This window comes from Actinomadura spongiicola (assembly GCF_003432485.1).
Classification (GTDB): domain Bacteria; phylum Actinomycetota; class Actinomycetes; order Streptosporangiales; family Streptosporangiaceae; genus Spirillospora; species Spirillospora spongiicola.
In genome coordinates this window covers 39,429-53,286 of record NZ_QVNQ01000016.1, presented here as the reverse complement: position 1 = coordinate 53,286, position 13,858 = coordinate 39,429, and the positions used below count along the sequence as shown (strand labels likewise).

General features: G+C 71.5%; 13 protein-coding genes. 6 read left to right on the top strand and 7 right to left on the bottom strand.

Going from position 1 to position 13,858, the window contains the following annotated elements; genetic code table 11:
* Positions 1 to 4 precede the first annotated feature (4 nt).
* From aspS to D0T12_RS33635, 3 genes are read right to left on the bottom strand one after another with little or no spacing between them, the layout of a single operon-like run.
* Entirely contained in the window at positions 5 to 1,765 is a 1,761-nt protein-coding gene (gene aspS / locus D0T12_RS33645) for an aspartate--tRNA ligase (protein WP_117404994.1), read from the bottom strand.
* Complete coding sequence (hisS, locus tag D0T12_RS33640) at positions 1,762 to 3,054, bottom strand: histidine--tRNA ligase (protein WP_117404992.1); 1,293 nt, start codon at positions 3,052 to 3,054, stop codon at positions 1,762 to 1,764. The genes aspS and hisS overlap by 4 nt, the downstream gene beginning before the upstream one ends.
* A gap of 12 nt (positions 3,055 to 3,066) precedes the next feature.
* On the bottom strand, positions 3,067 to 3,807 hold the full coding sequence (locus D0T12_RS33635) for an MBL fold metallo-hydrolase (RefSeq protein ID WP_117404990.1): 741 nt from the start codon (positions 3,805 to 3,807) through the stop codon (positions 3,067 to 3,069).
* A 196-nt stretch (positions 3,808 to 4,003) separates the two neighbouring features.
* On the opposite strand from D0T12_RS33635, the gene D0T12_RS33630 reads away from it, so the two are divergent.
* Positions 4,004 to 4,747 carry a peptidylprolyl isomerase gene (locus D0T12_RS33630; protein WP_117404988.1) on the top strand — a complete coding sequence of 248 codons (744 nt, stop codon included), beginning with the start codon at positions 4,004 to 4,006 and terminating at the stop codon, positions 4,745 to 4,747.
* A gap of 72 nt (positions 4,748 to 4,819) precedes the next feature.
* Positions 4,820 to 6,055, top strand: coding sequence for a DUF349 domain-containing protein (locus D0T12_RS33625; RefSeq protein WP_117404986.1), 1,236 nt, complete (start codon positions 4,820 to 4,822; stop codon positions 6,053 to 6,055).
* Between the two features lie 254 nt (positions 6,056 to 6,309).
* On the opposite strand, the gene D0T12_RS33620 is transcribed toward D0T12_RS33625, so the two are convergent.
* From D0T12_RS33620 to D0T12_RS33605, 4 genes are all read right to left on the bottom strand, one after another.
* Positions 6,310 to 6,879: a TIGR03086 family metal-binding protein gene (locus tag D0T12_RS33620; RefSeq protein ID WP_117404985.1), complete on the bottom strand. Its 570-nt coding sequence runs from the start codon at positions 6,877 to 6,879 to the stop codon at positions 6,310 to 6,312.
* Positions 6,880 to 6,939: 60 nt separating this feature from the next.
* Complete coding sequence (locus D0T12_RS33615) at positions 6,940 to 7,566, bottom strand: DUF305 domain-containing protein (protein WP_117404984.1); 627 nt, start codon at positions 7,564 to 7,566, stop codon at positions 6,940 to 6,942.
* Entirely contained in the window at positions 7,563 to 8,192 is a 630-nt protein-coding gene (locus tag D0T12_RS33610) for a DUF3105 domain-containing protein (protein ID WP_117404983.1), read from the bottom strand. Before D0T12_RS33610 ends, D0T12_RS33615 begins: the two co-directional genes overlap by 4 nt.
* Positions 8,193 to 8,293: 101 nt before the next feature.
* On the bottom strand, positions 8,294 to 8,680 hold the full coding sequence (locus D0T12_RS33605) for a hypothetical protein (protein WP_117404982.1): 387 nt from the start codon (positions 8,678 to 8,680) through the stop codon (positions 8,294 to 8,296).
* A gap of 318 nt (positions 8,681 to 8,998) precedes the next feature.
* Here D0T12_RS33605 and D0T12_RS33600 point away from each other — a divergent pair, with 318 nt between their 5' ends.
* From D0T12_RS33600 to alaS, 4 genes are all read left to right on the top strand, one after another.
* The gene (locus D0T12_RS33600; protein ID WP_233526462.1) at positions 8,999 to 10,267 is read left to right on the top strand and encodes a replication-associated recombination protein A; all 1,269 of its coding nucleotides are present in this window, start codon (positions 8,999 to 9,001) and stop codon (positions 10,265 to 10,267) included.
* A 97-nt stretch (positions 10,268 to 10,364) separates the two neighbouring features.
* Positions 10,365 to 10,796, top strand: coding sequence for a DUF948 domain-containing protein (locus D0T12_RS33595; RefSeq protein ID WP_117404981.1), 432 nt, complete (start codon positions 10,365 to 10,367; stop codon positions 10,794 to 10,796).
* The gene (locus tag D0T12_RS33590) at positions 10,793 to 11,143 is read left to right on the top strand and encodes a hypothetical protein (protein WP_117404980.1); all 351 of its coding nucleotides are present in this window, start codon (positions 10,793 to 10,795) and stop codon (positions 11,141 to 11,143) included. Before D0T12_RS33595 ends, D0T12_RS33590 begins: the two co-directional genes overlap by 4 nt.
* Before the next feature lie 2 nt (positions 11,144 to 11,145).
* Positions 11,146 to 13,815 (top strand): alanine--tRNA ligase, encoded by a 2,670-nt coding sequence (gene alaS, locus D0T12_RS33585; RefSeq protein WP_117404979.1) that lies wholly within the window; start codon positions 11,146 to 11,148, stop codon positions 13,813 to 13,815.
* Positions 13,816 to 13,858 lie beyond the last annotated feature (43 nt).

The following is a 13,858-nucleotide window of genomic DNA, read 5'->3' as shown; positions in this document are numbered from 1 at the left end:
TCGTTCAGCTCTCGGCGGGCTCGTCCTCGGGGATCACGTCCACCCCGGCCTCGGCGCGCTGCTGCGGCGTGATGGGGGTCGGCGCGGCCGTCAGCGGGTCGTAGCCGGAGGCCGCCTTCGGGAAGGCGATCACGTCGCGGATCGAGTCCTGCCGGGCGAGGAGCATGACGATCCGGTCCCAGCCGAACGCGATGCCGCCGTGCGGCGGCGGACCGAACTTGAACGCCTCCAGCAGGAACCCGAACTTCGACTCGGCCTCCTCCTTCGACAGGCCCAACACGTCGAACACCCGCTGCTGCATCTCCGCGCGGTGGATACGGATGGACCCGCCGCCGATCTCCGTGCCGTTGAGGACGAGGTCGTAGGCGTTCGCGAGCGCGCCGCCCGGGTCGTCCTGGAACGTGTCGGCGAACTCCGGCTTCGGCGCCGTGAACGGGTGGTGCACGGACGTCCAGCCGACCTGCTCGCCCCGGTCGTCCTCCACCGGCTCGAAGATCGGCGCGTCGACGACCCACACGAACTCCCAGGCCGTCTCGTCGATCAGGTCGCGGCGGCGGCCGATCTCCAGCCGGGCGGCGCCGAGCAGTTCCTGCGTGGCGTGCCGCCTGCCCGCGCCGAAGAAGACCGCGTCGCCGGGTGAGGCGCCGACCTTCGCGGCCAGCCCGGACTTCTCGGTGTCGGACAGGTTCTTGGCGACGGGACCGCCGAGCGTGCCGTCGTCCTGGACGAGCACGTAGGCGAGGCCGCGGGCGCCGCGGGCCTTCGCCCAGTCCTGCCACGCGTCCAGTTCCCTCCGGGTCTGGGACGCGCCTCCGGGCATGACGACCGCGCCGACGTACGGGGCCTGGAACACCCGGAACGATGTCTGCGCGAAGTACTCGGTCATGTCGGTCAGCTCGACGCCGAACCTCAGGTCGGGCTTGTCGGAGCCGTACCGCGCCATCGCGTCGGCGTAGGTGATGTGCGGGATCGGGCGGGGGATCTCGTACCCGGCGATCTCCTTCCACAACCGGGCGACGAGGTCCTCGCCGACGGTCTGGACGTCGGCCTGGTCGCAGAACGACATCTCGATGTCGATCTGGGTGAACTCCGGCTGCCGGTCGGCGCGGAAGTCCTCGTCGCGGTAGCAGCGCGCGATCTGGTAGTAGCGCTCGAGCCCGCCGACCATGAGCAGCTGCTTGAACAGCTGCGGCGACTGCGGCAGCGCGTACCAGTGGCCCGGCTGGAGCCGGACGGGCACGAGGAAGTCGCGGGCGCCCTCCGGCGTCGACCGGGTCAGCGTCGGCGTCTCGACGTTGACGAAGCCGTGCTCGCGCATCACCTCGTGCGTCAGGAACGACGCCTCGGAACGGATCCGCATCGCCCTGGCGACGGCGTCGCGGCGCAGGTCCAGGTACCGGTACTTGAGGCGGATCTCCTCGTTGACGTTGACGTCGCCCTCGATGGGGAAGGGGAGCGGCGCCGCGTCCGACAGCACCTCGATGTCGGTGGCGGCGACCTCGACGTCGCCGGTGGGCAGTTCGGGGTTCTCGTTGCCCTCCGGCCGGACGCGGACCTCGCCGACGACCTTGACACAGAACTCCGAGCGCAGGTCGTGCGCCGTGTCCTCTTCCCTGAAGACGACCTGCGCGACGCCGGACGCGTCCCGCAGGTCGATGAACGTGACGCCGCCGTGGTCGCGGCGACGGCCGACCCAGCCGGCCAGGGTGACCTGCCGTCCGGCGTGCTCCCTGCGGAGCGTCCCCGCCTCGTGCGAGCGGATCATGGTGCGAGCCTTTCCTTCAACGTCGTGACGATCTCGGTCAACGGGACGGCGGTCTGCTCGCCCTCGGCCAGATCCTTGACCTGGGCGACGCCGTCCGCGATATCTCGCTCTCCGAGGATCACGGCGTACCTGGCGCCGGAGCGGTCGGCGTCCTTCATCGCGCCCTTCAGCTTCTTGCCGCCGAACGCCACGTCGGCGGCGATCCCGGCCCGGCGCAACTCGGCGACCAGGGTGAACAGGCGCCGTTCCGCCGCCTCGCCGAGCGGCACCCCGAACGCCTCGCAGCGTGGCCGGACGGTGAACGCGGCGCCGCCCGCCTCCGACTCGTCCTCCCGCGACTCGGCGTCCATCGCGAGGAGCGTGCGGTCCAGGCCGAGACCGAACCCGATGCCGGGCAGCGGCGGGCCGCCGATGTCCTCCGACAGCCCGTCGTAGCGTCCGCCGCCGCCGATGCCGGACTGGGCGCCGAGCAGGGGGTGGTCGAACTCGTACGTCGTGCGGGTGTAGTAGTCGAGGCCGCGGACGAGGGCGGGAGTGTCCTCCCACTCGATGCCGAGGTCGGCGAGCAGTTCACGGACCCGGTCGTGGTGGGCCTTGCAGGCCGGGCACAGGTGGTCGGCCATCAGCGGGGCGTCCGCGAGCTGCGCGCGCACCTGCGGCCGCTTGTCGTCCAGCACCCGCAACGGGTTCAGTTCGACGCGGGCGCGGGTGTCGTCGTCGAGGTCGAGGCCGCGCAGGAAGTCCTGGAGCAGCGCCCGGTAGGCGGGACGGCACTCCCGGCAGCCGAGCGAGTTCAGCAGCAGCCGCACCCGCGTCAGGCCGACGGACCGGTACCAGTTCCACGCGATCGCGATCGTCTCCGCGTCGACGCGCGGGTCCTCGCTGCCGATCGCCTCCAGGTCGAGTTGGTAGAACTGCCGGTAGCGGCCCTGCTGCGGCCGCTCGGCGCGGAACGCGGGGCCCGTCGTCCACACCTTCACCGGCAGCGCGCCCTTGTGCAGATTGTTCTCCAGGACGGAGCGCAGCACGGTCGCGGTGAACTCCGGACGCAGCGTCAGCGACCGGCCGCCCCTGTCCTCGAACGTGTACATCTCCTTCGACACCACGTCCGTGGACTCGCCCACGCCCCGTTTGAACAGATTGGTGTCCTCGAAGACGGCCAACTCCATGTAGCCGTAGCCGGCCAGCCGCGCCTGTTCGGCGAACGCCTCACGGACGGCGTAGAGGAGATCCGCGCCTGGCGGAACGTATTCACTGACCCCCTTGGGGGCCCGGAAACTCGAACTCATCGTCTCTTAGGCTCAAAATCCCTTGTTGGGCCCGTCCGCCGGAACGGCCGGGGCATTCGAGGAGGACGAGCCCCCTGAAACGCCCGGCACAAGTCCGGTGAGGAACGGATTGGTCGCCCGTTCACGGCCGATTGTGGTCTGCTCGCCGTGGCCGGGCAGGACGGCCGTCTCGTCGGGCAGGGTGAGGCACACCCGCGACAGGCTCGCGAGGATCTCCTCGTACGAGCCGCCCGGCAGGTCGGTGCGTCCGATGGACCCGGCGAACAGGAGGTCGCCGCTGAACATCACGTCCGGGATCTGCCGCGTCCTCGGCGTCCGGAACGTCACCGAGCCGGGCGTATGGCCCGGCGCGTGGTCGACGGTGAAGCTGAGACCCGCGAGTTCCAGCACCGATCCGTCGGTCAGTTCCCGCACGTCGTCCGGCTCGGACAGCTCCAGGCCACCGAAGAGCTGCTGCCCGGTCGCGAGGGACAGGCCCTTGGCCGGGTCGGTGAGCAGATCGCGGTCGTCCGGATGGATGAAGGCGGGAACGTCCCTGGCCCCGCACACCGGCGCCACCGACCACACATGGTCGATGTGGCCGTGCGTCAGCAGCACCGCGACCGGCTTCAGCCGATGCTCGCGCAGGATCTCCTCGATCCCGGCCTCGGCGTCCTGGCCGGGGTCGATGATGACGCACTCCTCCCCGGCTGCGGGCGCCACGACATAACAGTTCGCGGCGAAAGACCCGGCGGGGAACCCGGCGACGAGCACGGTCGTCCTTCCTTCGAACCATCTCTTGTGGGCGTGTCCGAGGGTACCGGCGCGGCCATTGCCTCCGCGAACGAGATGGGGCGTCGCCGTGTCGGGAGACCCGGCGAAGCGCTCCCGAAAGCGGAGGCGATTTTACGCGCGGGTGCCGCTACTATGCGCTGCACGTTCATCTGATCACACCGAAGGGGCCATAGACGTGGCGGGGAAGGACCGCAAGAAGCAGCTCGCGCGGCAGCGCTACGAGCGCCAGCAGCAGCGACGGGCCGAGGAGGCGGCGCGCTCCCGCCGACTCAAGATCATCGGCTCGGCCGCCGCGGTCGCGGTCGTCGCCGCCGGCGGCGGCGTGTTCATGGTCGTCACCGGCGACGAGGAGTCCACGGCCGCCGGACCGAAATGCGACTACAAGGCCGCGCAGGCACCGGCGGCCAAGGACGTCGGCAAGCCACCGGGCAAGCCCGCGTACACGGGCACCGTCCAGGCGACCCTCAAGACCAACCGCGGCGACGTGGAGATGCAGCTGTACGGCGAGAAGGCGCCGTGCACGGTCAACTCCTTCGCCCATCTGGCGCAGAAGAACTATTTCGACAAGACCCCGTGCCACCGGTTGACGAGTGGCGGGCTCAACGTCCTGCAGTGCGGCGACCCCACGGGCAAGGGCACGGGCGGACCGGGCTACGAGTTCGTCAACGAGAACACCAAGGGCGCCACCTATTCCGAGGGCACGCTCGCGATGGCCAACAGCGGGCCCGACACCAACGGCAGCCAGTTCTTCCTGGTGTACAAGGACTCGCAGCTCGACCCCGACTACACCGTGTTCGGGAAGATCACCAAGGGGCTCGACGTGCTGACCAAGGTCGCCGGCGACGGCTCGGAACCGAAGGGCGACGGCGCGCCCAAGAAGAAGGTGGAGATCGAGGACATCGCGATCGCCGGGAAATAGCCGAACGGGATACTAAGGTGTGGAGAGTCCGAAGGGCGTAGGTCTCTCGGATTCGCGATTCAGGAGGCAAGGGTGTCCAGCGCGACCGATCCCTGGGGCCGGGTGGACGAGGACGGCACCGTCTATGTCAGGACGTCCGGCGGCGAGCGGGTCGTCGGCTCCTGGCAGGCGGGCGCTCCCGAAGAGGCCCTGTCCTACTTCAAGCGCAAGTACGACTCGCTCGTCACCGAGATCGGCCTGCTCGAACAGCGGGTCCGCACCACCGACCTGCAGCCCGCCCAGGCCCAGCAGAGCATCGACCGGCTCCGCGAGGCCGTCGCCGAAGCCAACGCCGTCGGCGACCTCGACGCCCTCGGACGCCGCCTCGACGGCCTCAGCGAACAGGTCGGGCGGCGCCGCGAAGAGGTCAAGGCGCAACGCGAACAACACCGCAACGAGGCACGCGAGGTCAAGGAGCGGATCGTCGCCGAGGCCGAGCGGATCGCGGTCGAGGAGACCCACTGGAAGAACGGCGGTGAACGCCTCCGCCAGCTCGTCGAGGAGTGGAAGGCCGCCGACCGCATCGACCGCCCCACCGAGACCGCCCTGTGGAAACGGCTGTCGTCCGCGCGCAACGCCTTCACCAAGCGCCGCAAGGCCTACTTCGCCACCCTCGACGACCAGCGCGAGGAGGCCCGCCGCGAGAAGGAGCGCCTCGTCGCCGAGGCCGAATCGATGTCCGGCTCCACCGACTGGGGCGACACCGCCGCCGCCTACCGCGACCTGATGCGCCGCTGGAAGATGGCGGGCCGCGCCTCCCGCGACGTCGAAGAGGAACTCTGGGCCCGGTTCAAGGGCGCCCAGGACGTCTTCTTCCAGGCCCGCGGCGCCGCGTTCGCCGAACGCGACGCCGAGTTCCGCGAACACGCCGAGGAGAAGGAGAAGCTTCTCGCCGAGGCCGAACGGCTCCTTCCCGTCAAGGACGTCCGGCAGGCCCGGCAGGCGCTCCGCGGCATCCAGGAACGCTGGGAGGCCGCCGGAATGGTCCCCCGCGACCAGCGCGACCGCCTCGAAGGCCGCCTCCGCAAGATCGAGGAGACCATCCGCGGCGCCGAGGAGACCGAATGGCGCCGCACCAACCCCGAGGCCCGCGCCCGCGCCGAGGCCACCGTCACCCAGCTGCGCAGCTCCATCGACCAGCTGGAGAAACGCCTCGGCAAAGCCCGCGAAGCGGGACGGGAGAAGGACGTCAAAGAGGCCGAAGAGGCCCTCAACGCCCGCCGCGCCTGGCTCGAAGAAGCAGAACGCACCCTCGCCGAATTCTCTTAGTCTCCCAGGGGCCGACCCCCTGGAACCCCCGTTGCGAGCAGGTCGATCCTCACGCCACGGCGCGGGTCCTTGTGACCGTGCGGGGTGCGTCGTGGCGCTGCGGTCGACCTGCTCGACGGTTCGCGCGGCCTCCGGCGCTGGGCGCCTCCGACCGCGCGAACCGTGACCCGGGCTGGGGCTTTGTCCAAGGTTCGGGGTTGTGACTTGGCCCCATTCGCTGGAAAAGCCGTTTTGGTCTGGCTTGGCCTCGGGTGTTAGCGGGTGGGGTGTCTTCCTAGGAAGGCTATGAGGCGGGTTTGTTCGTCGGCGGACGGTGGGGGTGGGATCGGTGGGGCCAGATGGCCTCTGGCGCGTAGGGGGGCGGCGATGATGTGGGCCGTGGCGAAGGCGTGGTGGACGAGGTCCGGGTCCAGGCGTGACGGCTGGCCCGTGGCCTGTGCCAGGTCCCAGGCGTGGACGAGCGGCTCCAGGATGTAGCCGCCCAGGAAGTCGCCGAGCGGCAGTTCGCCGAGCCTGCCGAAGGGGACGAGAACGCCCAGCGCCTCCGCGGTCAGCGCGGCCGCGCACGCCTTGCGGGCCGACCGCCAGCTCATCAGGACGTCGCCGGGCACGAACCGGGCCGGGTCGTCGTTGACGTCCGGCCTGGGATCCCCGGCGGCCAGCGCCCGGATCAGGTGCTGCTCACCGGTGACGTGCCCGGCGACGTCCCGGGCGGTCCACCTCGCGCAGGGCGACGGCGCGTCCCAGCCGTCCCGGGGGACGCCCGCGACCAGGCCCTCGAAGAGGTCGAGAGACCGGTGGTAGCCGCTGAGGTCCTGAGCCATGGTGGCCAGTGACGCGCGAACCGATCGCCCTGTCAAGCGCTATCGCGAGAGTCGCCTCCCTCACACCGCCGTGCCGCCGCGCTGCCGGAGCATCCTGTTCATCTGAGCGATCTCCGCGTTCTGGCCCGTCACCATCGTGCGGGCGAGGCTGCGCACCCGGTCGTGGCCGGTACGGGCGAGGACCGCCTCGGCCATGGCGACACCGCCACGGTGGTGCGCGACCATGAGCCGCAGGTACTGGACCTCGGCGGCGCGGCCCGACGCCCGCTCCAGCTCCGCGAGCTGGTCGCGCGTCGCCATCCCCGGCATCGCGGTCGCTCCCTGGTGCCCGCCGTGTCCGGACATCCACCGCATGGGACCCGCCGGATCGGTCTTGGGCAGGCCCCACTCGTCCAGCCAGGCCGTCATCATGCCGATCTGCGCGGACTGGGTGTTGATGATGTCGTACGCCAGCAGCCGGACCTCGGCGTCGTCCGTGCCGTCGCGGACGATGAACGACATGCGCACCGCCTGGGCGTGGTGGGTGCTCATGTCGCGGGCGAATCCGGCCTCCGGGTCGCCCGTGCCCGGGTCGCCCGGACGGAACGCGGTGAGCGCCACCAGCACCGCGCCGACGAGGAGGACCAGGACCGCGACGGCGATCGTGACCGTTCGTCCCTTGGTGGCGGGGGGCGTGTCCTCGGTCATGGCGTGTCCTTGGCTCCGTCGCACGGCGCGCCGGGCTCAAGCGTCTGCGGGCCCTTCACGAAGGCGCGCAGGAACTTGTCGACACGTGGATCGGACGCGTCGTCGATCTTGAGCTGGTTGCCCCAGGCGCTCAGCACGATCGGGCTGTCGAGGGACGGGTACGGGCTCATGAACGTGTAGTCGGTGCGGGTGACCTTGCCCTTGAGGACGTCGAGCTGGGCGGCGGGCAGGCCGGGACGGTAGGTGATCCACACCGCGCCGTGCTCCAGGGAGTGCACGGCGTTCTCGTTGCGCAGCGCCGCGTCGTAGACGCGGCCGTTGCAGTTCTGCCAGGTCGGGTGGTGGTCGCCGCCCATCGGCGGGTCGGTGGCGTACTTGACCGCGGCGCTGGTGTGGCCGCTGTCGAGGTCGTCCTTGGTGACCAGTCCGGCGATGGACGGGCGGTCGTCGGCCGACGACGGCCTGGACTGGACGAACGCGTAACCGATCGCGAGGACCGCGACCAGGCCGACCACGGTGAAGAAGACGATGGGTCCCCAGGGCGTCTCTCGCTGGGTGAGCGCGTTCTGCCTCGCGCCGCGGGCGTGCGTGTTACGGGCGTTCTTGTTACGGGCGCTCTTGGACATGTGAGCGGTCCTCTCAGGGGCTGTTGCTGCTGAACATGAGGGCTGCGCCGGGCCGCGCACGGGCGCGGACACGGCGGTGCGGTGGCCTTGCGGCCGGTCCTCTACAGCCGGAGCACCAGGAGGGGAGGTCGGAAGACGGGCCTGGACGTTCGCCCGTCAGGTGGAGCGAGCGTCCAGCCGGCGCGGGCGGGCAGGCGCGAGGCGGGGCGGCGCGCCACGGCCGCCAAGCCCAGCAGGACGAGGGAGTACAGCACGGCGACGCACAGGCAGGCGTCCAGCGGCGGCCGGTCCTTCGCGGGGGCCGACAACGCCGTGTCGGCGGCCCTGTGAAGGTCGTGGAGCGCCGAAGCCGCGGCGCCCGGCTTCTGGTCGCCGGCGGCGGACACGGCGGCCACGGGCACGCTGAAGGCGTGCTCGGTGCACATTCGGTCGGGCGGTCCATGCCTCAGCCCGTAGCTGAAGATCAACCCGCCCAGTACGAAGAGCATCACGAGCAACCCTGCCGGGCCATGCCGCCGGCGCGGGGCCGTACCGGACACCGTCACACTCCTGGTTGCGTCTTTCGCGCCGTTCCAACGCCGGAGAACGGCGTCAGGTTCCCCGGGCCCAGTTTCTCACGGCGTCTTCTCATGACGTCCGGCGCTGTCCGTGCCCTTGGATAGTGTCGGAGCGTGACCAGCGGGGCGGAAACGGGCGAGCCGGAGGGGCTGTTCGACGTGTCCGGCGCACCCGACGTGCCGGAGCCGAACAGGCCGGAGCCGGACGTGCCGGGTGGGGGAGGCGCAGGGCAGCCGCTCGCCGTGCGGATGCGGCCCCGCGCCCTGGACGAGGTCGTCGGGCAGGGGCACCTCCTCGGCCCCGGCACGCCGATCCGCCAGCTCGTCGACCGGGACGTGCCGATGTCCCTCGTCCTGTGGGGTCCGCCGGGCACCGGCAAGACCACCCTCGCCACGGTCGTCAGTCACGTCACCTCCCGCCGGTTCGTGGAGATCTCCGCGGTCAGCGACGGCGTCAAACGGGTCCGCGCCGAGATCGACCTGGCGCGCCGCCAACTCGGCATGGCCGGACGGCAGACGGTCCTGTTCGTGGACGAGGTCCACCGGTTCAACAAGGCGCAGCAGGACGCCCTGCTGCCCGCCGTGGAGAACCGCTGGGTCTCGTTCATCGGCGCCACCACCGAGAACCCGTTCTTCTCCGTCATCAGCCCGCTGCTGTCGCGGTCTCTGCTGCTCACCCTGGAGCCCCTCGGAACCGACGACCTGCGCGAGGTGATCCGCCGCGCGCTCGCCGACGAACGCGGCCTGGCCGGGGCGGTGACCCTCGATGCCGCCGCCGAGGACCACCTGATCCGCCTCGCGGGCGGCGACGCCCGCCGCGCCCTCACCTACCTGGAGGCCGCGGCGCTGGTCGTGGACGACGGCGCCGCGATCGACGTCGGCGTGCTGGAGAGGGCCGTCGACCGGGCCGCGGTCCGCTACGACCGCGAGGGCGACCAGCACTACGACGTGATCAGCGCGTTCGTCAAGAGCATCCGCGGCAGCGACGCCGACGCCGCGCTGCACTACCTGGCCCGCATGATCGAGGCCGGGGAGGACCCGCGGTTCATCGCCCGGCGGCTGATCGTGCACGCCAGCGAGGACGTCGGCATGGCCGACCCGACCGCGTTGCAGACGGCGGTCGCGGCCGCGCAGGCCGTCGAGTTCGTCGGCCTGCCCGAGGCCCGCATCAACCTGGCCCAGGCGGTCATCCACCTGTCCCTGGCCCCCAAGTCCAACGCGGTGATCACGGCCGTGGACGAGGCGCTCGGCGACGTCCGCAAGGGTCTCGTCGGGCCCGTCCCCGCGCATCTGCGCGACGCGCACTACAAGGGCGCGGCGAAGATCGGGCACGGGGAGGGCTACAAGTACGCCCACAACCACCCCGGCGGAGTGGTGCGGCAACAGTACGCGCCCGACCCGGTGGACGGACGGGAGTACTATCGGCCGACCCGGCACGGCGCCGAGTCGCGGTTCACCGAGGTCCTCGCCCGGATCCGGTCCGTCCTGCGCGGCTCGGACGGCCGGGATCGATCTTGACCGGCCGGTGTTCCCGCACAGTGCGCGGACGGAACGGTAAGGTCGGTCAGGCCATGTCCCGGCCCATGAGCCGGACTCGCACGAACGGAAAGCCCTGATGCTCACTGGTGGACAGCTCGCAGGTCTCATCGTGGCCGTGTTCTGGGCGGTGCTCGTCACGTTCATCGCGCTGACCCTGCTGAGGCTCGCCCGTCTCCTCCGCGAGGCGAGCGACGTCGTCCGCGACTTCGGCGACCAGGCCGGGCCGCTGATGGACGACATGGCCAGGACGGTCCGCCGCGCCAACGAGCAGCTCGGCCGCACCGACGTCATCACCAAGCAGGTCGCGGGCGTCACCCAGAACGTCTCGGCCGTCTCCACCGTCATGTCGTCGGTGATGGGCGGGCCGCTGGTGAAGGCCGCCGCGTTCTCCTACGGCGTCCGCAAGGCCCTCGCGAACCGCGACGAGGGCGCCCGCCGCGACGGAGCCCGCCGCGACGGCGGGGAGCGCGCGCTCCAGGCCAGGTCCTCGGGCAGGGGGCGCAGATGAGGCGGCTGTTCTGGGTCTCGGTCGGCGCGGGTGCGGGCGTCTACGTGTCGCACCGCGTCAAGCGCCGCGTCGTGCGGTTCGCGCGATCCTGGTCCCCGGAGGGCGTCGCGGCGCGGGCGGTGTCGACCGGGCAGGGCGCGGGCTCGCGGTTGAGGCACTTCGCCGCCGACGTCCGTACGGAGATGCGCGCCCGCGAGGAGGAGCTGCGCGAGGCCGTCCGCCTCGACCGGTCCCCGCCGGACGCCGCCGTTCCCGGACGCCGGGGCGCCCGGCCCCGCGTGCTCAGGGCGCGTTACACGATCATCGACCACACCAACGACATCGACGACGACAAGGATGGCCACTGATCATGGAGTCGGCAGAGGTCGCACGCCGCTTCCTCACGTTCTTCGAGGAGCGCGGGCACACGGTGGTGCCCTCGGCCAGCCTGGTCGCCGAGGACCCGACCCTCCTGCTGGTCAACGCCGGGATGGTCCCGTTCAAGCCGTACTTCCTCGGCCAGCGAACCCCGCCGTCCCCGCGGATGACCAGCGCGCAGAAGTGCGTGCGGACGCCCGACATCGAGGAGGTCGGGAAGACCACCCGGCACGCCACGTTCTTCCAGATGCTGGGCAACTTCTCCATCGGCGACTACTTCAAGGAGCAGGCGATCCCGTTCGCCTGGGACCTGCTGACCCGGTCGCGTGCGGAAGGCGGCTTCGGTTTCCCCGAGGACAGGCTGTGGGTGACCGTCTTCAACGACGACGACGAGGCCGCCGGGCTCTGGCACGACAAGGTCGGCGTCCCCCTCGACCGCATCCAGCGGCGCGGCATGGAGGACAACTTCTGGTCGATGGGCGTCCCCGGCCCGTGCGGCCCCTGCTCGGAGATCTACTACGACCGGGGCCCCGAGTACGGTCGCGAGGGCGGCCCTGTCGCCGACGAGGACCGCTACCTCGAAGTGTGGAACCTCGTCTTCATGCAGTACGAGCGGGGGCCGGGGGACAGCAAGACCGACTTCCCGATCCTCGGCGACCTGCCCGCCAAGAACATCGACACCGGCATGGGCCTGGAGCGCATGGCGGCGATCCTCCAGGGCGTCGACAACATCTACGAGACCGACACGCTGTGGCGGATCCTCGACCGGGCCGCGGACCTGACCGGCTCCCGGTACGGCCGCGACCACCGCGCGGACGTGTCGCTGCGCGTCATCGCCGACCACGTCCGCAGCGGGACGATGATGGTCGCGGACGGCATCCGTCCCGGCAACGAGGGCCGCGGCTACGTCCTGCGCCGCATCCTGCGCCGCTCGATCCGCAACCTGCGGCTGCTCGGCGGCGAGGACGCGGGCCTCATGCACGAGCTGACCGCCGTCGCGATCGCGGCGATGGGCGAGCAGTACCCCGAACTCGTCCGCACCGCCGCGAACATCCACACCGTCATCGACGCCGAGGAGGACTCGTTCCTCGCGACGCTCCGCACCGGCACCGCCATCTTCGACACGGCGGTGGCGGAGACCCGGCGGTCCGGCGGCGCGACGCTCGCCGGTGAGCAGGCGTTCAAACTCCACGACACCTACGGCTTCCCGATCGACCTCACCTTGGAGATGGCGTCCGAGCAGGGCCTCCAGGTGGACGAGGAGGGCTTCCGGCGGCTCATGCGCGAGCAGCGCGAGCGCGCCAAGAAGGACGCCCGCGACAAGCGGACCGGCAACCTGGACGTGTCCGTCCTCGACGAGCTGCTCACCGGCGCCGGCGGCAAGGTCGACTTCATCGGCTACCGGCATCTGCTCGGCGACGCCCGCCTCGTCGGGCTCCTCGTCGGCGGCGCCAACGTGCCCGCGGCGGGGGAGGGCACCGACGTCGAGGTCGTCCTCGACCGGACCCCCTTCTACGCCGAGGGCGGCGGGCAGCTCGCCGACCACGGCCTGATCCGGCTCGGCAACGGCGCCGTCATCGAGGTCACCGACGTGCAGTCGCCGCTGGCCGGGCTGATCGTGCACCGCGGTCGCGTCCGCAGCGGCGAGGCGCAGGCCGGGGACTCCGCGCACGCCGAGGTCGACGTGGAGCGGCGCCGGGCGATCTCCCGCTCGCACACCGCGACGCACCTCGTGCACGCCGGGTTCCGCCGCGCGCTCGGCGAGTCGGCGGCGCAGGCCGGGTCGGAGAACTCGCCCGGCCGGTTCCGGTTCGACTTCACCGCGTCCGGCGCCGTCCCGCCGAGCGTCCTGCGCGACGTCGAGGACGAGGTCAACGAGGTCCTGGTCGGCGACCTGGACGTCCGCGCGTTCCACACCTCGATCGACGAGGCCCGCGCGATGGGCGCGCTCGCCCTGTTCGGCGAGAAGTACGGCGACGAGGTCCGGGTCGTGGAGGTCGGCGACTACTCCCGCGAGCTGTGCGGCGGCACCCACGTCGCCCGCTCCGGGCAGCTCGGCCTGATCAAGGTGCTGGGCGAGTCGTCCATCGGGGCGGGCGTCCGCCGCGTCGAGGCCCTCGTCGGCATCGACGCGTTCCGGTTCCTGGCCCGCGAGAGCGTCCTCGTCGCGCAGCTCGCCGAGCAGATGAAGGCGCGCAAGGAGGAACTGCCCGAACGCGTCTCCGGCATCGTCTCACGGCTCCGCGACGCGGAACGGGAGCTGGAGAAGCTGCGGTCGCAGCAGGTCCTCGCCATCGCGGGATCGCTCGCCGACGCGGCCAAGGACATCGGCGGCATCGCGTTCGTGGGGCACCGCGCCCCCGACGGCACCGGCGCCGACGACCTGCGCAGGCTCGCCGTCGACGTCCGCGGCCGGCTCACCGCCCGGCCCGCGGTCGTGATGGTCACGGGTGTGCCGAAGGACCGTCCCGTCGTGGTCGTCGCCGTCACCGAAGGCGCCCGCGACCGCGGCCTCAAGGCCGGCGCGCTCGTCGGCCTCGCCGCGAAGGCGCTCGGCGGGGGCGGCGGAGGCAAGGACGACCTCGCCCAGGGCGGCGGCGCCGACCCGTCGGCGGTCGGGGACGCCCTCGCCGCCGTCGAACAGGCCGTAGGGGCCGCGTGAGGCCGGCGCGTCGGGGCAGGAGACCGGGACCGGGCCGTCGAAC

Excerpts from the sequence above, each read along its gene's own strand:
- hisS (WP_117404992.1), bottom strand. The coding sequence starts at position 3,054 with ATGAGTTCGAGTTTCCGGGCCCCCAAGGGGGTCAGTGAATACGTTCCG.
- aspS (WP_117404994.1), bottom strand. The coding sequence starts at position 1,765 with ATGATCCGCTCGCACGAGGCGGGGACGCTCCGCAGGGAGCACGCCGGA.
- D0T12_RS33590 (WP_117404980.1), top strand. The coding sequence starts at position 10,793 with ATGAGGCGGCTGTTCTGGGTCTCGGTCGGCGCGGGTGCGGGCGTCTAC.
- D0T12_RS33600 (WP_233526462.1), top strand. The coding sequence starts at position 8,999 with ATGCGGCCCCGCGCCCTGGACGAGGTCGTCGGGCAGGGGCACCTCCTC.
- alaS (WP_117404979.1), top strand. The coding sequence starts at position 11,146 with ATGGAGTCGGCAGAGGTCGCACGCCGCTTCCTCACGTTCTTCGAGGAG.
- D0T12_RS33615 (WP_117404984.1), bottom strand. The coding sequence starts at position 7,566 with ATGACCGAGGACACGCCCCCCGCCACCAAGGGACGAACGGTCACGATC.
- D0T12_RS33595 (WP_117404981.1), top strand. The coding sequence starts at position 10,365 with ATGCTCACTGGTGGACAGCTCGCAGGTCTCATCGTGGCCGTGTTCTGG.
- D0T12_RS33605 (WP_117404982.1), bottom strand. The coding sequence starts at position 8,680 with ATGCTCTTCGTACTGGGCGGGTTGATCTTCAGCTACGGGCTGAGGCAT.
- D0T12_RS33610 (WP_117404983.1), bottom strand. The coding sequence starts at position 8,192 with ATGTCCAAGAGCGCCCGTAACAAGAACGCCCGTAACACGCACGCCCGC.
- D0T12_RS33620 (WP_117404985.1), bottom strand. The coding sequence starts at position 6,879 with ATGGCTCAGGACCTCAGCGGCTACCACCGGTCTCTCGACCTCTTCGAG.